14 protein-coding genes and 1 riboswitch are annotated in these 21,009 nt (G+C 34.5%); of the genes, 2 read left to right on the top strand and 12 right to left on the bottom strand.

The features are described from left to right. Positions 1 to 10 precede the first annotated feature (10 nt). From AT726_RS07660 to pcrA, 3 genes are read right to left on the bottom strand one after another with little or no spacing between them, the layout of a single operon-like run. Positions 11 to 1,198 carry a CamS family sex pheromone protein gene (locus AT726_RS07660; protein WP_068759328.1) on the bottom strand — a complete coding sequence of 396 codons (1,188 nt, stop codon included), beginning with the start codon at positions 1,196 to 1,198 and terminating at the stop codon, positions 11 to 13. 10 nt (positions 1,199 to 1,208) lie between these two features. Then, complete coding sequence (gene ligA / locus AT726_RS07655) at positions 1,209 to 3,197, bottom strand: NAD-dependent DNA ligase LigA (RefSeq protein ID WP_055275995.1); 1,989 nt, start codon at positions 3,195 to 3,197, stop codon at positions 1,209 to 1,211. Between the two features lie 30 nt (positions 3,198 to 3,227). Then, a complete protein-coding gene (pcrA, locus tag AT726_RS07650) occupies positions 3,228 to 5,447 on the bottom strand; it encodes a DNA helicase PcrA (protein WP_068759327.1) in 2,220 nt (739 codons plus the stop codon). A 687-nt stretch (positions 5,448 to 6,134) separates the two neighbouring features. Here pcrA and AT726_RS07645 point away from each other — a divergent pair. Next, a complete protein-coding gene (locus tag AT726_RS07645) occupies positions 6,135 to 7,430 on the top strand; it encodes an ISL3 family transposase (protein ID WP_068758944.1) in 1,296 nt (431 codons plus the stop codon). A gap of 131 nt (positions 7,431 to 7,561) precedes the next feature. Here AT726_RS07645 and AT726_RS07640 read toward each other — a convergent pair whose 3' ends face one another. The 4 genes from AT726_RS07640 to AT726_RS07625 form a co-directional block, all read right to left on the bottom strand. Then, positions 7,562 to 9,214, bottom strand: coding sequence for a glutamine--tRNA ligase/YqeY domain fusion protein (locus AT726_RS07640; RefSeq protein WP_068759326.1), 1,653 nt, complete (start codon positions 9,212 to 9,214; stop codon positions 7,562 to 7,564). A gap of 103 nt (positions 9,215 to 9,317) precedes the next feature. After that, positions 9,318 to 9,977, bottom strand: coding sequence for a B3/B4 domain-containing protein (locus tag AT726_RS07635; protein ID WP_055275992.1), 660 nt, complete (start codon positions 9,975 to 9,977; stop codon positions 9,318 to 9,320). A gap of 70 nt (positions 9,978 to 10,047) precedes the next feature. Next, positions 10,048 to 10,422, bottom strand: coding sequence for a hypothetical protein (locus AT726_RS07630; RefSeq protein WP_237297244.1), 375 nt, complete (start codon positions 10,420 to 10,422; stop codon positions 10,048 to 10,050). A gap of 296 nt (positions 10,423 to 10,718) precedes the next feature. Further along, entirely contained in the window at positions 10,719 to 12,944 is a 2,226-nt protein-coding gene (locus AT726_RS07625) for a glucosaminidase domain-containing protein (protein ID WP_055275988.1), read from the bottom strand. A 161-nt stretch (positions 12,945 to 13,105) separates the two neighbouring features. Between AT726_RS07625 and AT726_RS07620 the strand changes: the two genes are divergently transcribed. Beyond that, a complete protein-coding gene (locus AT726_RS07620; RefSeq protein WP_068759325.1) occupies positions 13,106 to 13,735 on the top strand; it encodes a VanZ family protein in 630 nt (209 codons plus the stop codon). A 169-nt stretch (positions 13,736 to 13,904) separates the two neighbouring features. Here AT726_RS07620 and AT726_RS07615 read toward each other — a convergent pair whose 3' ends face one another. The 5 genes from AT726_RS07615 to AT726_RS07595 form a co-directional block, all read right to left on the bottom strand. Next, on the bottom strand, positions 13,905 to 14,795 hold the full coding sequence (locus AT726_RS07615; protein WP_070099775.1) for a diacylglycerol/lipid kinase family protein: 891 nt from the start codon (positions 14,793 to 14,795) through the stop codon (positions 13,905 to 13,907). A 146-nt stretch (positions 14,796 to 14,941) separates the two neighbouring features. Beyond that, the gene (gene metK / locus AT726_RS07610; RefSeq protein ID WP_055275982.1) at positions 14,942 to 16,132 is read right to left on the bottom strand and encodes a methionine adenosyltransferase; all 1,191 of its coding nucleotides are present in this window, start codon (positions 16,130 to 16,132) and stop codon (positions 14,942 to 14,944) included. Positions 16,133 to 16,602: 470 nt separating this feature from the next. After that, a riboswitch (SAM riboswitch) is annotated at positions 16,603 to 16,704 on the bottom strand. 73 nt (positions 16,705 to 16,777) lie between these two features. Beyond that, the gene (locus tag AT726_RS07605) at positions 16,778 to 17,959 is read right to left on the bottom strand and encodes a DNA recombination protein RmuC (RefSeq protein WP_055241298.1); all 1,182 of its coding nucleotides are present in this window, start codon (positions 17,957 to 17,959) and stop codon (positions 16,778 to 16,780) included. 86 nt (positions 17,960 to 18,045) lie between these two features. Then, entirely contained in the window at positions 18,046 to 19,311 is a 1,266-nt protein-coding gene (locus AT726_RS07600; RefSeq protein ID WP_237297025.1) for a hemolysin family protein, read from the bottom strand. A gap of 194 nt (positions 19,312 to 19,505) precedes the next feature. Next, positions 19,506 to 20,921 carry a M23 family metallopeptidase gene (locus AT726_RS07595; protein ID WP_144436962.1) on the bottom strand — a complete coding sequence of 472 codons (1,416 nt, stop codon included), beginning with the start codon at positions 20,919 to 20,921 and terminating at the stop codon, positions 19,506 to 19,508. Positions 20,922 to 21,009: the final 88 nt, after the last annotated feature.

Genomic DNA, 21,009 nt, shown 5'->3' with positions numbered 1-21,009 from the left:
GTATAACTTCCTATTCCCAACTTGTTAATTTTAAAGTAACTTCTCTTTCATTAGCTGGACGCTTTAAAACACCATAAATTTCTTCACTTGAACGAATAACAACATCAATATTATATTCAGGTGAAAATGATTCTGGAATTAACTGTGCTAACAATTGGTGGAAAGATAGCTTTTCAGCTAACCCATAAAAATCGATATTTACCGTAATTTCTAAATTTGTTAACTTATCATCCATAAAATGAGCAATCCCGATAATTCCATAATAATGTGGATAATATTCTTTAATCACTTGCTTAAAGGCACTAAATTGGTTTGATAAATTTGAATCAAAAGCTAATGCATTGTTATCTGGCAATAAATAATACTTCTCATTAACTTTTTCCCAATTCTTAATTTGTGAATTTTTTTCCCCAACCAATGTTTTGGCTACCATATGTCCTGGAGTCACGGCACTTTCTTCTTGCACAATATATAATCCAATCATAATTGGAACGGTTTCAAATTGCTCTTGTGTTCTTAAAATATCAATCACACGTTGAGCAATCTCTTTTCCCTTTTCAATTAATGTATTCTCATCCAAGACAATCGTTTGATCATATCTCAACTCATTTTTCCATGTTTGATATGGATTCAATGCCAACCCTATGGTTACCCCTTCTAGAACTGTCTCATCTTCACTTTGAACCACATAGTTTTGTTCTAATAAATAAGCTAGATAGACTGGATTAACATCTATCCCGTCGATATTAATGATTTCATCGTTGGCTGGATTTAAACCAATATCCACATAGTCTGGATCTAATTCCAATTCTTTTTCTAACTCAACTGCCGTCATCTTCTTTGCCAATAGCTGTTGAACAATTGGCTTCGTTAAGATTTGCCCTTCTTGGAAGTAAACCTCTTTTGGATCAAAATAAGATTGAGATTCACGCATTAACGCTAAATCAAACGTATCAATATCATAACGGTTCTTCATTTTTGAATATCTTGAATAAACTAATCCACGCGTTGGACTCGTCTTATAAGGAAGCATCGTACGATAATACTCACTTGTTGCTTCATTTGATAACAACTGCTTTGTTAACATTTCTTCTTCAGTCGTATTTTCTTGAACAGGTGGTACAGGAGGAGCAGAACACCCTATTAACACCACTAAACTGCATAGAAAGCTAACCATCAACACATAAATACGCTTCATTGAAACCCTCCTATTCACCAAGCATTTTTAACATCATTTCTTCATCAATCACTGTCACACCAAGTTCTTGTGCTTTTTTAAGTTTTGATCCACTCTTTTCTCCAGCAACTAAGAAATCCGTTTTAGCACTCACACTTCCTGAAACTTTAGCACCTAAAGCCTCTAATTTCACACCCGCTTCTTTACGAGATAGTGTTGCTAACGTTCCTGTTAAAACAACTGTTTTTCCATAAAATTCATTTGCTTCATTAGCAGTAGAAACTTTAACACCTGTATAACTCATATTCAATCCTAACGCTTTTAATTCATTAATTAATTGAACATTAGCGTCCTGCGTGAAATAGTGAACAATACTATTAGCAATTACATCTCCAATTTCAGCAATTCCTTTGAAGTCATCAAACGTTGCCTGCATTAAAGCATCAATCGTTTCAAAATGAGCAGCTAATACTTTTGCCGTCTTACTTCCAACATGACGAACACCTAAACCAAATAATAATCTTTCTAAACTATTCTGTTTACTATTTTCAATAGCAGTTAATAAATTCGTTACCTTCTTCTCTCCCATACGTTCAAGAGGTAATAGTTGTTCTTTTTGTAATTTATAAATGTCAGCTACATTTTCAATTAACTGGTTATCATATAGTTGTTCAACCACTTTCACACCTAAACCATCAATATTCATAGCATCACGAGAAACAAAATGACATAAACTCTCAACAATACGTGCAGGACAATCAATATTTAAACAGTAGTAATCCGCCTCTCCTGCTTCACGAATCAGCTCACTACCACAACGCGGACAGTCTTGAATCATTTCAAATGGTGCTTCATCTCCATGACGCGCATCAATAACCGGTTTAACAACCTCTGGTATAATTTCTCCTGCTTTACGAATAATGACACGGTCTTTAATACGAATATCGCGCTCCTTAACATAGTCCTCATTATGTAACGTCGCACGACTGACACGTGTTCCAGCAACACGAACAGGTTCTAATACTGCATTAGGCGTTACCATTCCTGTACGACCAACAGTAAAAATAATATCTTTCAGAATAGTCTCCACTTCTTCTGCTGGGAATTTATACGCAATCGCCCAACGTGGACTTTTCACTGTTGATCCTAACTTTTGTTGTTCATTTAATTGATTGACTTTAATCACAATACCATCAATTTCGTACGGTAAATCAAAGCGATTAGTTGACCACTTTTCAATATAAGCTAATACGCCATCAATTGAGTCACAAACTTCACGGTTAGGATTCACATTAAACCCTAACTCTTCAATCTTTTGTAAGCTCTCATCATGCGTCTGACACCCTAACTCTTCAGCACTCGGGACAGCATAGCAAAACATCGCTAATTCACGTTTTGCTGCAATACGAGAGTCTAATTGACGTAATGATCCTGCTGCCGCATTACGAGGATTCGCAAATAATTCTTCTCCTTTTTCAGCACGTTGTTTATTTAACTTATCAAGTGTTGCCTTTGACATATAAACTTCCCCACGTACCTCTAGAGGATCTTTATATGGAATATGTAGCGGAATCGTTTGAATTGTTTTTAAGTTTTCAGAGATATCTTCTCCTACCACTCCATCTCCTCGCGTTGCTCCTTTAACAAACTGTCCATCACGATAGTGTAACGTAACAGCTAATCCATCAATTTTTAATTCACATACATAAGAAATATTAGGTGATACTTTTCGAATACGTGCATCAAAATCACGTAAATCACCTTCATTAAACGCATTCCCTAATGAAAGCATCGGTTTTTCGTGTTGAACTTTATTAAATCCTTCTAATATCGCTCCTCCAACACGAACAGTTGGAGAAGTTGATGATTTTAATTCTGGATATTGTGCTTCCAATTCTATTAACTCTTGCATTAATCGATCATACTCACGATCACTTACGCTTGGCTTATCAAGCACATAGTATTCTTTATTGTATTGATTTAACAACTTCGTTAATTCTTCGACACGTTGTTTAGACATAACGACATCCTCCTTTTACCACTCATTTCATTATGAACGTTTCTTTAATGCTGGATGTGATCCCATTAACTTCTTAATTCCATGTGGAGCACTAAAGGCAATTGAAATCACTTCACCTTTCACTCCAACGACGACACCTTCACCAAATGTGTCATGCTCGACCTTATCTCCACTATTCCAAGACGATCCTGAATTTAAACTAACTGTTTTAATCTGACGTTTTGGTGCTTTTGATTCCATCGCTTCTTTTAAAGTAAATGAAGGACGTGGACGTGATTCAATTCCTGTCTTATTTAAATAGGTTTCTGAAATTTCACGAATGAACATGGACTCAGGATTGGCTGAACGCATTCCGTATTGATAGCGACTTTGTGCATTTGTAATGAATAAAAGATCTTCTGCACGAGTAATCGCAACATATGCTAAACGACGTTCTTCTTCTAAATCATCCGCTCCTTGTTCAATCGCTGAACGAAGTGGGAAGATTCCATCTTCAAATCCACAAATAAAGACAACTGGGAACTCTAACCCTTTAGCCGCATGAATGGTCATGAGTGTCACTTTTGACTCATTGGCTTCTTCTTCAGTTTCTGTATCAGTTTGTAACATTAAGTCATTTAATAAAATAATTAACTTGGTCATCGTCGGAAGATCGTCTGCACGCTCTTCACTTTCTTCTTCTGCTAAAATTTCATCTAAATCAACATCTTCAAATTGCGTAGCCATTGATTTAAACTCACCTAAGTTATCAATTCGACTGTCTGCTTCAATCGTATTTTCATTCTCTAACATTTCTAAATATCCCGTTTGACTTAACACTAAATCAATAAAACTTGCTAACGAATGATCCTCAATTTGTGCACGAAGCATATAAATCATTGTTTTGAAATCCATTAATTTATTTAACGTTGCTTTAGCAACTACACCCGTTGCATCTTGAATAGATGACATCAGTGATAACTCTGACTCCGCTGCAAAATGTGATAATTTATCAATTGAGGCTGCTCCAATTCCACGCTTTGGTTCATTAACGACACGAACAAACGATAAATCATCATCTGGATTACAAATTAAACGTAAATACGCCATTAAATCTTTAATCTCTTTACGCTTAAAGTAACTCTGTCCACCAACTAATCGATATGGAATATTTTGACGGAGCAATGCCTGCTCAATCGCACGTGATTGAGAATTCGTACGATACAAAACAGCAAAATCATGATAATCATAAGCATCACGTCGCATATATGCAATCTTATCTGCAATATAATTTGCTTCAACATCTCCATCAGAGGCACGATGATATTCAATGGCTTCGCCTTCTCCACGATCAGACCATAACTGCTTATCACGACGGCCACTGTTATTTTTAATCACATCATTTGCAGCATTTAGAATCATTTGTTTTGAACGATAGTTTTGTTCTAATAACACAACTGATGCATCTGGATAATCACTTTCAAATGATAAAATATTTTCAATATTCGCTCCACGCCAACTATAAATAGACTGATCTGAGTCACCAACGACACAAATATTACGGAACTTCTCCGCTAATAATGTAACAATCTTATACTGAGCATGGTTCGTATCTTGATACTCATCGATGTGAATATATTGGAACTTATTTTGATAGAATGATAAAACTTCAGGATGTTTTTCAAATAAATGAACTGTTAGCATTAATAAGTCATCAAAGTCAACACGATTATTTTTAAATAATGTTTGCTGATATTTTTCATAAACACGAATCACATCTTCATTTTCAAACTCTTTATTTAAATCACTTGGTGTCTTCAGTTCATTTTTAGCATTACTAATTTGCGATAAAAAATATTTTGGTGATTGGCGTTTTGGATCTAAATTTAAGTCTTCCATCACTGTCTTAATAACACTTAATTGATCGGCATCATCTAAAATACCGAAATTCAAATCATAACCAATTAAATCAATATCACGTCTTAAAATACGAACACACATTGAGTGAAACGTTGAAATCCAAACATCTTTTCCACGCTCACCAATTAACTTTTCAACACGCTCTTTCATTTCGCGAGCAGCTTTATTTGTAAACGTAATTGCAAGAATATTATACGGCGATACTTGCTTTTCAGACATTAAATATGCAATACGATGGGTTAATACACGTGTCTTCCCTGAACCTGCCCCCGCCATTACTAATAATGGACCTTCAGTGGTTAGAATGGCCTCCTTTTGTTGGGGATTCATTTTATCTAATAACTGACTCATCATCTCACCTCTATAAAAAATTTCATCTATATAGATACAGAAATATATTTTACAATTCTGTATCTATCTTAATTCATTAACCGCTCTGATATTAAAGCAGCCTATAGTCCAGATAAAAGTTTTTACACTATAAAAAACTCATCTGGACTTATATACAGAAATGTTTTCTACATTCACTGTTGCAAACTAAATGTTTAAAGCTCATGCCATTCAAGGCATCCTATAATCTCAGTGGGTCCCTGCCATTCGAAGCATTAATCCTCAACTGCTAGGCCCTAAAAATTTTGTGATACATAAAATTTACTGAGACTTATCTATCTCATTTTTAATTTTACTAATGATAAATACAATCTGTTTTATTATAGCAATTTTATAGCCTAAATTAAACAAACATTCGTTTGTTATCAGCCATTTTTTGAGAATATTATCATAAAACAGACATATTTATTAGTCTAGCAAAAATAAAGTAAGCTTATGCAATTTTTGCACTTTACTTTTTCTTCATCAAAATACTACAAAAAAACTTAATTTACTTCTTAACATAAAAAACGGTTCTATAATATTTGGTGTGGGTGATTCCCACACTTCTTTTATTTGGAATAAAAAATAAGTATAAAAAAAGAGACATCACGTCCCAAATTCTATACCATGTAATTGACCAAAAAAAAACACGAAAGGATTGGGTTTATGTCTCACAATAATTGTATCTTAACTTTACTCGATTTAAAAGATAAAAATATTACTTTTTCAGAAAATTGGATGAAAGATGTTCAGATTAACGGGATCCGCTCTAAGGTGATTTCTGGTATCCTCTCTTTTCAACCGACCCATTGTTACAACTGTGGTCATCTCTTTGACTCACAAATCATTAAACACGGCTTCAAAACCTCTCGTATTAAGATGATGAAACTCTCTGGCTTTGATACCTATCTCGATTTAAAAAAGCAACGCTATAAATGCCGTCATTGTGATCGTACCTTTACGCTTAAAACCTCTCTTGTGGAATCTAATTGTTACCTTTCTAATCCCCTTAAACAAGCCATTTTCCTAGAGGCTAGCCATAAAAAATCCGAGTCAGATATTGCCCGTGAACTCAACGTATCCCATTCAACGGTCAATCGGATCATTCATACATCGTACGAGGAACAATCCCTTCATTTTAACTCTCTTCCAAAGGTGCTTTGTTTTGATGAGTTTAAGTCGGTCAAATCAGCGGAAGGGGCTATGTCATTCATTTTTTGTGATGCTTCTAATGGGAAGTTAATTGATATCGTTGAAGACCGTCGTCTAAGCACTTTAAAACCTTATTTCATGCGATTTTCTAAGGAGGCCCGTGAAGGTGTAACTCACGTTGTTATTGATATGTATGCTCCGTATATGACACTCATTAAAGAGGTGTTTCCCAACGCTAAAATTGTTTTAGATAAGTTCCACGTCGTTCAACTTTTATCTCGTGCCCTCAATAAAACTCGTATTCGCTTCATGAACCAAAACAAAGAATTCTACAATAAATTCAAACATTATTGGCGCCTTTTATTAAAAGCCCAAGAGGATATCCATTCTACCCACTACTTCTATTCTAACTGTTTCAAAAAGCAGATTTCTCAACAAGAAATCATCGACTTTTTACTCGCTTTAGATCCGGAATTAAAAGCCACTTATGACTTCTATCAAACCATCAAACAGGCCATCAAACTTCGCAACTTTGATGCTTTTCATCATGCCATTCAAAACCCCTCTGACTTACTTTCACCTGAAATGAAAACAGCTTTAAAAACATTAACTAACTACCAAGATTATATCAAAAATACGATTGAAACATCTTATACCAATGGAGTGCTTGAAGGGATTAATAACAAGATTAAAGTGATTAAACGCATGGCCTTTGGATACCGTAGTTTCTATCATTTCAAAGCTAGAATTTTGATTATCCATAAGTACACCTTTGAACAAAAAAATAAAAGGAATCAAACTGCTCAATGAGCAGCTTAATCCCTCACGATTACAGGTATAATATTTCTTCACCCACACCAGTTGACAAAGAGCCTAAAAAACTCGCAGATTAATATAACACATTAATCTACGAGTTTTAGTTATATACGCAGTTATATCAATTAGATACGGAAGCTTGATTTTAATGAAACAATACGATTGAATGATAACTTCCCATCTTTTGTACGCTTTGGATCAACATTAAAGTATCCGTGACGGAAGAATTGGAATTTGTCGTGTGCTTGAACATCTTTCATATTTTCTTCTACGAATCCTTGAACAACTTCTTCAGAGTTTTTATTGATACGCTCTAAGAATGGTAATCCTTCAGTTTCTTCATTTTCAATTAATAATGGTTCATATAAATGGAAATCAGCTGGAATATTATGTGTTGCATCTACCCAGTGAATTGTTCCTTTTACTTTACGCCCTGTAAATCCAGATCCCGATTTCGTTTCTGGATCATATGTTGCATGAATTTCAACGATATTTCCTTCTTCATCTTTAATGACATCAGTACATTTAATGAAGTAAGCATGTTTTAAACGAACTTCGTTTCCAGGGAATAAGCGGAAGTATTTTGGAACTGGATTTTCCATGAAATCTTCTTGCTCAATATAGATTTCACGAGAGAATGGGATTTGACGAGTTCCCATTTCTGGCACTTCTGGATTGATTTCAGCATCTAAATATTCAACTTGTCCTTCTGGATAGTTAGTAATAACTACTTTTAATGGACGTAAAACAGCCATTGTACGAGGAGCTTTTAATTTTAAATCTTCACGAATGAAGTGTTCTAACATTTGTGGATCAACTGTACTTACAGCTTTTGATAATCCAACTTCTTGGATAAAGTTTGTAATTGCTTCTGGTGTATAACCACGACGGCGTAATCCCGCTACCGTTGGCATACGTGGGTCATCCCATCCATCAACAACACCTTCATCCACTAATTGTTTTAAATAACGTTTCGACATGACTGTATTCTTCATGTTTAAGCGAGCGAATTCAATTTGGCGAGGTTTTGCTTCTGTTTCACAGTTTTCAATTACCCAATCATATAGTGGACGGTGATCTTCGTACTCTAATGAACATAATGAGTGAGTAATTCCTTCAAATGCATCTTCTAATGGATGAGCATAGTCGTACATTGGATAGATACACCATTTATCACCTGTATTATGGTGAGTTGTATGTAAAATACGATATAATGCAGGGTCACGTAAGTTCATATTAGGAGAAGCCATATCGATTTTAGCACGTAATACTTTTTCTCCATCTTTGTAAACACCTTTACGCATGTTTTCGAATAACTCTAAGTTTTCTTCAACAGAGCGATTACGATAAGGTGATTCAACACCAGGTTGAGTTAAGGTCCCGCGGTTTTCACGCATTTCCTCAGGTGTTTGATCATCAACATATGCCTTACCTTTTTTGATTAATTCAACAGCATGCTCATACATTTTCTCGAATGTATCAGATGCGAATAATAATTCGTTATATTCAACACCTAACCATTTAATATCATTGATAATCCCTTGAACAAATTCTTCATCTTCCTTAACGGGATTCGTATCGTCAAAGCGAAGGTTCATTTTTCCACCGAACTCTTTAGCTAATAAATAGTTTGTTAAAATGGCTTTCGCGTGACCAATATGTAAATAACCATTTGGTTCTGGAGGGAAGCGTGTAATAATTTCTTTGTGCTTACCACTCTCTAAGTCTTCTTTCATAATCGTCTTAATGAAGTTTGAATTTTCATTGACCATTTCCATAAAAAACACCTCGCTAAAATTCAAAACTAATGCAAATATTGCGCCTTTAATATATAAAAATCTATTTTTAGATTATATCACAAGTCTAGAATACATAGTAACATTATTCCACTATTTCCAGTGAAAAATTCGTCATTTGACCAAATCTTGAGAATAAGTCTTTAGCTAATTCCACATCCTGTAATAAACCATCCGTCCCATTAAATGATGTAATGAATAATAAAATAGTTTTCGTCTCTTCTGTAATACGAGTTCGAGGTGTATCGGATGTCGGTGTTCCAAATGGACCTACTTCGTCACAATACACTGGGATATTTTCAATATTAATATTTCCACGACCAATTCCTTCATAAGGTTCATCCTGGCCAATACGAATCAAAATATCTCCTTGAATCTTATCTTCATCTAATACAGCGACACTACGTTGCGTTCGAGCTGATAAAACATTTCCAATATCCACAGCATTATTAACAAAGTAAAGCCCATTACCTTTAATTAAACGACGAAGTAAAGCTTCTGTTGATAGACGATAACGTGACGGATCCTTCCCTAATGCTTTATATCCGGCACGAGCTGCCGCAATACGTGGTTGTTTTAACAGCGTCTCTAGCGTTAATTGTTCCATCATCTCTTTTTCTAGCTGTTCCATCTCTTGTTTTAATGACTCCTGTGTTGGTGTCACTTCTGTATCAAAAGACATGATGGCTAAACAGTAACCAGGAACTTTCTCCTTTAATTGTTTATCAAGTGTAATCTTCTTCATAAAAAACCTCCGATAATGTAACTTTAATTACCATTATACAATTTAAAAAAGATAGTTTAAAACTATCTTTTTATTCTTTTTTAAAAGATTCAGCTTCTCGATCCTGTTCTTCCTTCTTCAACTGTGCGTAAGCAATAGCCAATTCTTTTAATTTATTTTCTCTCTCTTTATCAATACAGTATTGATGAACATAAATCATCATGCCAAAAGAAATGATAATTAGAACGCTTAAGTTCACGACATCTACTAATAAATAATTCATTCGCTCAAAATAATATTGATTCGAAGATAAAACATAATAAACAATCAAACATAGTCCATACCACTTCAGCCAAGAAAATAGATGCTCTGGTGAAATCTGAGTGATACGTAGTTGATTAATAAAAAATAATAAGAGAATGGATATCGATAGCAATAAGAATAAATTAACAACCACTTTGATCACCTCAGACAACTAACAGTTACTAATAGCATTGACCATTTTTTGAGTTTTTATTCTTTCACTATAAAGTGTTCTAAATCTTCTATCGGTAAAGCTTTTGAATGGTAAAGATATAGCCTATCCTCATAAAACTCGACGTTTATTAGAGCTTAAAGTCAGTGTATAAAATATTAAAATTAACCAAGATTATCCCCATCAAACTAATCCTATTTTCTTTATTCCTGTCTAATTCCTTCGACCCAAAATGTTCATTTCATTATAACAGATCGTTTGTAAGGCTTATACAAAACCTGCTTCTACTATTTAATCTTTAAACGAATTTGATCGATCCGCTCTCCATCATCACTTAAAATCGAAATCACAACCTCTCCTTCAGCAATTCCTTGAACCGTACCACCTTGTGTAACTGTTGCCACCCCTTCATCACTACTTAACCACAAAACATTCTGATGACTTGCATCTAATGGTAAAAGTTCATAATCTAATGTAACGAATTCACCTACCTTCAATGACCTCACTTCTGTTTTAATCTGTAGCTTTTCAACTGGAATCACGACTCTAACATCAAAACCAATCTCACTATTTTTGGATGATACAATTCGAGTAATTCCCGATGAATTACCAATAAGCTTATCTTGTTTAATGACTGCTATCGACTCATCCGTGCTTTCAAATTCGAGTGTGGATAATTCTAATTGAAATCCCCCTAATAATTGAGTCAACTCTACTTCTTCTCCTACGGAAAGAGCGACATACGTCATCACCTCGTTCGGACGATTAGATGTCTCTTCATTTAATAACATAAAATCATCTCTTGAAACATAAGCCTCACTCGTCTCAAAATTATACGTTATATCAGACTCGATTACTTCTTGTTCTGAAATTGGCATATCACTTTGAATTTTGAGCTGATCCTCCATTTGAGCTAACACTAAAACAGGATAGTTACGAATGCCCGTACTTTGTTGTTGATTTGAAGTTAAATAAGCAAGATTCCCTTCTGAATCCAAATGAACAGGAATCACTTGATTATTCTGTTTAATCGCAAGTTGATAATAATTATAATCCTTACCACCTAATGCTTTATCCATACGATAGTAATGCCCCGCAATTTTTTCACCCCAGTAAGGGTCAGAGGCATATTTAACATTCATCCCACTTCCTTTATTCCCAACGTGTGGACCATAGTATCTAAAATCCGAAACAGCATCAGTATATCCCCAAGACACATAGCGTTCTGCATGATAGAATACACCGTTACGGATACTCGTAAACTGTGTGGCATTCCCATATGGATTTTGATCCGTCGCATTCATCCCAAACGTATTATTCTTCTCAATCGCAATCTTACTTCGACCATAACCACTTTCATGTAAAGCCATTGAAAACTCTAATCCCCCATTAATCCCAAATAATTCTTGGGCTTCTAAAAAGCTTTCTCCCTCATCTACTAACTGACTCTCACCTTCAGTTGGTGGATAAGTAACAGCCTTTTGTGTATAACCTAACTGATTTAAATAAGTATTCAACTCATCATACGTATAATTTGTTTTTGAACGATACGGGAGGTATTGAAAATAATTATAGAAGGGTTCACTACTATTTATTGCTCCTACCCCATCAACTGAAATCGATTGCCAATCATCATAAAAATAAATCCCATCATAACTATAATAACTTTTTCCTTCTTCCATCCACTGCGGTGCTTTACCGATAATCAAAGGTGTCTTTGCTAAAGCATCTCGAACATCTTGTGCTAAATAATGAATGAGATCTTCACCTTCTTTGGTATAGTACGAAATATTTTGAACTTGATTACTCGGAATAATACTGACCCATGTTTCAGTACTTGCCGAAGCATCATACACCGCATGACGATCAACCCAACCATCATAACCTGACATATAAATTTTAAATGCATCTTCTGTTTCATCAACTAATAATGCCTCATCAATATAACAGGCATTAATATACGTATCTAGTGTTTCAGAATTCGTTAAATTATGATTAGCTCCACAAGTCGTCGTTTTAAATTGAACAATAGTTGGGTCCATCGAAATCACAATCATGCCATCATTCAAAACGACTAAAACTCCATCATCAAACGTCAAGCCTTGAACCTTAGACTTTAATTCCTTTGCTTCTTCAAACGTTTGTAAACAAGCAACATGTTCATAACTTCCATCAGACTTTGACATCACTACTTCATAATAATAAGGATCACAATAGGCACTAACAATCTTTGTACGTGTAGTTTCTGTTGTATTACTCATATTTGTATTAATACTGTAGTAATAATACGGGTTAAATAAATCAGACAAAGATTGAATCGAAAATAACTGATCAACGACTTGTATATAATTAACTAATCCACTGGGATTATAAGATCGAAGTTTTTCAAAAGTACTCTCTACCGTGGAAAAATCCTGATAATCACCTGAACCTAAATCATCATCTGCTAATATCTTTATTTGTGCCGATAATAAGCACAACAAACACACTACTAATATACATAATCTCTTCATCCTTCTAGCTCCTATATAAAAAATTACATGAAACTCATTAAAAATCTGATTTCTTAGTATGTCTCCTAAAATAAGATTCATACTTCGTTATACAAAAAAGCTCTAGCAATCAAAAGGAAAATATTGTATAATACTTAAAATCTTAATGATGGAGGTGTGATATGAAACGAGAACATTTAAAGAAAGGATTATTTCTCTTGATTGGACTGATGACAATCTATTGTTTTATGAAGTTAATCTATAGCCTATCCGCTCAAACCGGTCGAGAGTCTGGCTCCCTCTCAAATAGTTTATATTTATTCCTCAGTCAATTTGAATTCTTAAATAACTTTTTACATCAATGGGATCAATTTGTTATTAAAGTACTTTATAAATTAAACTTAGAAGAACTTTATCCTTTTATCTTCTCTACCTATAGTAATTGGAGCTTTATCATTCGTAAATGGGCACATTTTGGGATTTATATGATACTTGGGATACTTTCAATGGGGGTCTTTACTTACGCCTTTAACTTCTATAAAGCCTTCTTAATTACATTTTATTGTGGATCACTCTTTGCCTTTACTGATGAAATCCATCAACTCTTTGTCGAGGGAAGAACAGGACAGATTAGTGATTTTGAAATTGATGTTTTAGGCCTAGTGACCGGCATGACCTTCTGTCTTTTTATCTTTGTGATTGTAAATTTGATCCAATTTATTAATAAACATCTCAGTAACAATAACTCAAAACAGCAATATTCTAAAGAGAAACCAATTATTGAACGAACCCCCTTTACATTAGACGATTAACAAACCAAACTAATAATATTAACCCTTCTAATGATATAAAAATACCCCCATAATAGAATTTAAAGTGATTCTTTATCAGAGATAGAATCACTTTTTTCATCTACTATAGAGGTGCTATCCATTTCATTTAACACCAGCTGTTCTTTCTAATTATAAGAATAGCTGATGTCTACATTTTTAAAGATAGAATTTGTACTCGTCGTTGTAAACTTCTAATATTAACACTTTTTAAAATCCCACCATCTTCACCATCTAATGTCCACTTAACATCTTGCTCACTCTCAACAGTCATACGATCCGTCTTAAATGTCACCACATATTCTGGATCATATTGAGTATTTAAAAAGTCATTTAAGATTCGATGAATATCAATCAGATTTTTTGGAGCACGAATTAACGTCACTTCAAATAAACCATCACTTAGATCAGCCTGATTTCCAAATGCATTTTTTATACCTGCGACAGAATCTGAGTTAGAAATCATTCCAAAAATATAATCCCCTTCAATCACACCATCACGGTGAGTAATCTTACACTTATACGATTGAATGGTAGGTAACTTTAATAATCCCTCAATTAAGTAAGCTAATCCGCCTAACATATTTTTTCGTGGTTGTGGAGTCTCATAAGCCACATCGGTAAAGGCTCCAAACGCAGCAACATAAGTAAAATATCGACTACCAAACTGTCCAATATCAATTGGCATCTGTTTCCCTTGAATACATAAATCTAACGCTTTAGGGATATTTTTAGGAATTCCAAGTGTAGTAGCAAAATCATTGGTCGTTCCAGTTGGAATGTACGCAATTGGTGTATTCGCATTTGCTTGGATTAACCCTGTGATGACTTCATTTAAGGTTCCATCGCCTCCACTTGCAACGACTAAATCATAATTTCTAGCCTCTTTCATTTTCTCCACTGCATCATATTTAGCTTTAGTGGGATACACGACCACCTCATATCCAGCTAAGCTCAATTGGCTAATAATCAGTAATAAATAGTCCTTTATTATCCCACGTCCTGAAGTTGGATTAATAATAAGTAATAACTTCTTACGCACAGAGGCACTTCCTTTCAAAAATTTAAACTTTAATTTTACATTATATTATATCACCTATTGTCAAAAAAATGTCGTTTATGATTGTAGAGATTCTAAGTACACAAATAAAAGCCTGATTCAAAAATTAGAACCAGGCTTTTATTTTATTAAAATTGTGATTTTAAAGCTTCAACTTTATCTAAACGTTCCCATGGTAAATCAACATCTGTACGTCCAAAGTGTCCGTAAGCAGCTGTTTGTTTATAAATCGGCTTACGTAAATCTAACATTTGGATGATTCCTGCTGGACGTAAGTCGAAGTTTTGACGAATAACTTCTACAATCTTGGCATTTGATACTTTTCCTGTTCCAAATGTATCAACCATGATTGATGTTGGCTGAGCAACACCGATGGCATATGATAATTGAATTTCAATTTTATCAGCATATCCCGCTGCAACTAAGTTTTTAGCAACATAACGAGCTGCATAAGCTGCTGAACGGTCTACTTTAGTTGCATCTTTTCCAGAGAATGCTCCACCACCATGACGTGCATATCCTCCGTATGTATCAACGATAATTTTACGTCCTGTTAATCCAGCATCTCCGTGTGGTCCACCAATGACAAAGCGTCCTGTTGGATTAACTAAGTAGCGAGTATTTTCTGTTACTAAGTTTTGTGGTAACACTGCATCAAAGACATGTTTTTTAATATCTGCTTCGATTTGTTCGTGACTTACTTCTGGTGAATGTTGTGTTGAAAGTAAAACAGTATCGATTGCAACTGGTTTTCCTGCCTCATCATATTCAACTGTTACCTGTGTTTTACCATCTGGACGTAAGTAATCTAAGGTTCCATTTTTACGAACTTCAGTTAAACGACGAGATAATTTATGTGCTAATGAGATTGGTAAAGGCATATATTCTTCAGTTTCATTTGTGGCAAAACCAAACATTAATCCTTGATCCCCTGCACCAATTGCTTCAATTTGCTCATCAGTCATAATTCCTGTACGAGCTTCTAATGCTTGATCAACCCCCATTGCAATATCTACAGATTGTTCATCAATAGCTGTTAACACAGCACAAGTATCTGCATCAAACCCATATTTCGCACGGTTATATCCAATTTCACGAATTGTTTCACGAACAACCTTTTGGATATCAACATATGAAGAAGTAGTAATTTCTCCAAATACTAAGACTAATCCTGTTGTCACAGACGTTTCACAAGCAACGCGTGCCATAGGATCTTTTGCTAAGATAGCATCTAAAATTGAATCTGAGATTTGATCTGCAATCTTATCTGGATGCCCTTCTGTTACAGATTCTGATGTAAATAATCGACGTTCTGACATACTAATGTCCTCCTTCTAATTACACTAAGAAATACTCTATATTATTAAGTTCCTGACGAGAGATAATAGCTCGGGCCGGTTAATATTTAAAAATCATTAACAAAATCAATCATTCATACCTATAATGGACAATTTAAGAAAAATAATCCACCTTTTCTAAGTAATTCTTTTTTCTTTAACAAACTAGTACATATAATCTATCGCTGGCCGCTCAGATCATGAGCATACTAGCGGATAACATGGAAAGAACAACTTATAGTTTCACCTACGGTGTACAGTTTATCTAACTTTTACTCTGTTTAAAGAGATAAGCTTACATATAGCTCATCTAATGCGGTAAAACCACAAAGGCTGGTCGGATTCACTACTGCTCATCACTCCTTAGCACTTGAGTGGATAACCCCGAAGTTGTCCCTTTAGGCTAACAAAAAAAGTCCGCTATAAGCGGACTTGAATGACTGATTCAAACCCTCTTATTGCTCGAGTTAAACTCGCTTGGGTCGGCACCTTCCTATTCAAGGAGGTTGCCGCGACTTCATAGGCCCCTATGCCTCCATCGCTCTTAATAAGAGTATATTATTATATTTATTTTTAATTTCATTATTAATTATAAGAACAAACTCGTAACTTGTCAATTATTAACGGTTATTCTTTAAAATCTAATTCAACATTTGAAATCGAATCAAAGCGAGTTCCAATTTTTTCAGTCGTAATATGAATCTCTTTGACATCTTTTGAAACTGTATCAATGTGTTTACTTAATTTATCCCAACGTTCCTTATATCGCTTAAATTCATCTCCTAATTTATTTAACTCTTGTTGAATGACTAAAGCATGACGATCGCGTTCAAGATTATTTATAATGACTTGAATCGTTGTTAAAGTCGACATTAAAGTTGTTGGAGAAACTAACCAAACTCGTCTTTGTTGAGCATATTCAATTAAATCAATATGGTAAGCATTAATCTCTGCAAAAATGGCCTCTGCTGGCAAAAATAAAATCGCCTGATCCGATGTTTCCTCCGGTGTAATATACTTCATGGCAATATCATCAATATGCTTTTTCACATCTTGTTTAAACTGCTTGGTGGCAATTTTACGTTCTACATCAGGTAAGTTACGATCCATCATTCGCTGATAGTTTTCCAATGGGAATTTCGAATCAATCGGTAAATTTCCTAATGGGGCTGGTGCAAATAAAATCGCATCAACCATTGTTCCATTTGAAACCTTATATTGAGTCTGATACAAACGGTCATTTTTCTCTCCAAATACTGAAGCCAAAATTTGATACAACTGAACCTCCCCATATGTTCCACGGCTTTTCTTATCTGTTAACAACGTCTGCAATGAAACAATATCTGTTGATAAACTTTCAATCTTCTTTTGCGCCTCATCTATCTTCGCTAATCGAACTAAAATACTCTGAAACGTCTCATTTGTTTTATTAAACGACTGATCTAAACGCTCATTCACCTTATCATTAATACGCATCAAATTCACTTCCATGCGCTCATTTAACTTTTCAAAATCACGCTGTAGCTGTTCCGTCACCACCGTACTATGTTGAAGTAACTGTCCACGAATCGTACGCTCAAATTGGCCATAACGATCGAGCACTCGCTCATTATTTTGTCCAACGGTATCTAACATTTGAAAATTAGTTTGTTGCAACCTTTTTTCCATTCGCTGTTGTTCATCAATCACCTGTTTAATTTGCTGTTCAAGTAATGAATGTTGGCGTCTTCCACTACTTGGATTCTGCCTGATTAGTACTAATAACACTAAAACAATTAACATGATTAATAATAAATATACACCTATCATACCATCCCCTCTTTCAACACTTCTTTATTTTACCATAAATGAACAAAAAAAGAGGCTTGAAGATTTAATCTTCAAGCCCTTCTAAATTATTCAGTTTCCGTTTCTGATGAATCCATAACTTCAATTTTAACGCGTTTAATACGGCGATCTTCCACTTCAATAATGGTGAAAACTAAATTATGATATTGATACATATCACCGATATCTGGGATATCTTCAATTTTTGAGTACATCCAACTTCCTAATGAATAAGCATCTTCCGGAATATCTAAATCAATATCCATAATATCAAATAATTCATCTAATTCGATGTCTGCTTTTACTTCATATAACGTATCACTTTTCTTAGTAAAGAACTGTTCTTCCTCATCATGCTCATCATAAATTTCACCAACAACTTCTTCAAGAACGTCTTCCATTGTGACAAGTCCAGCAGTTCCACCATATTCATCTGCAACAATCGCTAAATGTTGCTTTTCTAATTGTAGACGAGTTAATAAGTCAGAAACACGCATTGTATATGAAACATACATCGGATCACGCATAATATCTGCAATCACGATATCTTCAGTCGATCCTCTTTCAATAATAGCAGAGAATAAATCACGCTCATATAAAATTCCTACAATATTATCTCGTGATTCATCATAAACAGGGATACGCGAATACTTTTCTTCTAAAAAGACATTTTTAATATGTTCAGTAGAATCGTGAACGTCTACAGCAATGACATCAACTCGAGGTGTCATAATATCCTTAACAAAAGTTTCACTTAAATCTAGGACACTTTGAAGCATCTCAACCTCATCTTGCTGTAATACCCCCTCTTCTTCCATTGTATCAATGATTACGTTTAATTCATCCTCAGTGACTGATGGTTCATCATCTTTTTTACGATATAACTTAGCAACAAAGTCTTTTAAAACCATAAAGATCTTAATTAAAGGCTTCATAATAATAATCATATAATAATAAATTGTCCCGATAGCTAAGGCTAAAGACTCTGAATTTTCTTTGGCATATGATTTAGGTAAGATTTCACCAAAGATAATAATAAGTATAGTCATAACAGCTGTGGCAATTGGGGCACCAGATGCACCTAAGTGTAAAACCTCCGTTGCTACAATGGTTGCCAGTGACGCTGATGCTAAGTTAACAATATTATTTCCAATTAAGATAGCTAATAAAACTTCATCAAATCGCTCGGCTACATTCAGCGCTTTTTTAGCACCTGGACGACCATCTTCCGCATATTGACGTAAACGAATTAAGTTTACGCTCGAAAAAGCAGTCTCAGAAGCACTAAAGAATGCTGATAAAATAATCATGATAACAAGTATTAAATAATACATGGACGGGTCCAAAACAATTCACACTCCTATAATTTACTATTTTTGTATGTAGATTAATATATCAAGTTCATAGTTATTTGTCAATAAGTCGACTGGGTTTATACAATTTCACTACAAAAACAACGATAAAAAAATAAACCTCTAACCGAGTATACTTTATAGTATACTAATCGCTAGAGGTTTCATGCTTTTAATTAATAAAAATCTAATGGATTTGGTGCATAACTTGGTTGGCTACCTGTATTCGTACGAATCTCGAAATGTAAATGAGGTCCCGTTGAATTTCCGGTATTTCCAGCTTCTCCAATTGTTTGACCGCCTTGAACCGTATCACCTGCTGATACACTTAAAGAGTTTAAATGTGCATATCGTGTGTAATATCCATTTTTATGGTTAATTAAAATATTATAACCATATGCACCACTATATCCGGCACTTACAACAACTCCATTGTCAGCTGCATAAACTGGTTGTCCAATATAAGCTTGAATATCGATGGCATAATGACCACTATAACATAAATATCCACATGTGACACTACGATTTGTTGTTGGCCAAACCCAACTTCCATTTCCAACACCTGAGACAACTTTTGTTCCACGCACAACAACCTTGTTCACAGGTTCTGATAATTGTTTTTCTTCAACAACTTCTAATGAAGCTTGTGAGCCATTTTCATAAACAATTTTTGTACGTTTTAAAGACTCACCATTTTGACCTTCTTGTTGAATCTTCGTTTGTCCTTTGACCATCGTATCATCATCAATATACTCTGTTTCATAAGCAATTGTTGAAATATCTACTTTTTCTTTTTCTGTTTCAACAGTAATCATTGGATTTAATGGCGTGACATCTAACTCCATTCCTAATAGCTCTGACCACTTTAAACCTTTAACCTGAGGATTTAATAAAATCAACTCTTCTTCAGTCATTCCATGGTCATTAGCGATGTACCACAATGATGAATCTTCATCAAAAATGACAGTTTCTTTTGGTTTAGCTTCACCGTATAATACCATGCGACGTGTCTCTTCTGGTGTTAAAATTTCATCTGGATTAGCATAAGCTGTATCAACTTTAACTGCTTCTACCACTTTAGCCCCAATATATTGAGATCCTGATTCCATTAAAGGTTCAATTGGATTTTCAATATCCATAATCTTCTGTATATCCTCTTCACCTGTATAATAAGCCATTAATTCTAATAATGTATTAGAAACAACATTAGCATCTTGTACAACAAAGGTTGATTCATCAATTGAAATCTTATAAGCCGATGCTTGGAAATTTGCTTTCTTAGCTACCGTTTTTAAAACAGCTTGATTATCAATTGTCGTAAGTGGTAATAAAGTTACCTCTTCTTCTAGACGAACATTTGTCAGTGACTTAATAACCACTTGTTCAGGATATTGCTTCGATAACTCTTTTTTCTGTTGAACTACAAATTCTTCATATTGTTCTTTATCTGTGATAAGTCCTACCACTTCATCATCTATATATACTCGATAAACAACATTCTGTGTTGCTAATGGCGATGCCTCTGCTACTTTTTGATGATTCCCTGTTAACATCATCGTAGCGATTAATACTCCTACAATTTTTTTCTTCATATCATTACGACCTCCATGCTTTATTACTAGTTGTAATAAAGTAGCTTTCTAGTCTTGGTGACTGTTTAGAATCTATAAATTTGTTTTA

The organism is Turicibacter sp. H121 (assembly GCF_001543345.1).
Taxonomy (GTDB): Bacteria; Bacillota_I; Bacilli_A; order MOL361; family Turicibacteraceae; genus Turicibacter; species Turicibacter bilis.
The sequence above is the reverse complement of the archived record's forward strand: the minus strand, read 5'-3'. Positions and strand labels throughout refer to the sequence as shown.

Excerpts from the sequence above, each read along its gene's own strand:
- ligA (WP_055275995.1), bottom strand. The coding sequence starts at position 3,197 with ATGTCTAAACAACGTGTCGAAGAATTAACGAAGTTGTTAAATCAATAC.
- pcrA (WP_068759327.1), bottom strand. The coding sequence starts at position 5,447 with ATGAGTCAGTTATTAGATAAAATGAATCCCCAACAAAAGGAGGCCATT.
- AT726_RS07605 (WP_055241298.1), bottom strand. The coding sequence starts at position 17,959 with ATGATAGGTGTATATTTATTATTAATCATGTTAATTGTTTTAGTGTTA.
- AT726_RS07635 (WP_055275992.1), bottom strand. The coding sequence starts at position 9,977 with ATGAAGAAGATTACACTTGATAAACAATTAAAGGAGAAAGTTCCTGGT.
- AT726_RS07660 (WP_068759328.1), bottom strand. The coding sequence starts at position 1,198 with ATGAAGCGTATTTATGTGTTGATGGTTAGCTTTCTATGCAGTTTAGTG.
- AT726_RS07645 (WP_068758944.1), top strand. The coding sequence starts at position 6,135 with ATGTCTCACAATAATTGTATCTTAACTTTACTCGATTTAAAAGATAAA.
- AT726_RS07595 (WP_144436962.1), bottom strand. The coding sequence starts at position 20,921 with ATGAAGAAAAAAATTGTAGGAGTATTAATCGCTACGATGATGTTAACA.
- AT726_RS07625 (WP_055275988.1), bottom strand. The coding sequence starts at position 12,944 with ATGAAGAGATTATGTATATTAGTAGTGTGTTTGTTGTGCTTATTATCG.
- AT726_RS07600 (WP_237297025.1), bottom strand. The coding sequence starts at position 19,311 with ATGTATTATTTAATACTTGTTATCATGATTATTTTATCAGCATTCTTT.
- AT726_RS07620 (WP_068759325.1), top strand. The coding sequence starts at position 13,106 with ATGAAACGAGAACATTTAAAGAAAGGATTATTTCTCTTGATTGGACTG.
- metK (WP_055275982.1), bottom strand. The coding sequence starts at position 16,132 with ATGTCAGAACGTCGATTATTTACATCAGAATCTGTAACAGAAGGGCAT.
- AT726_RS07640 (WP_068759326.1), bottom strand. The coding sequence starts at position 9,214 with ATGGAAATGGTCAATGAAAATTCAAACTTCATTAAGACGATTATGAAA.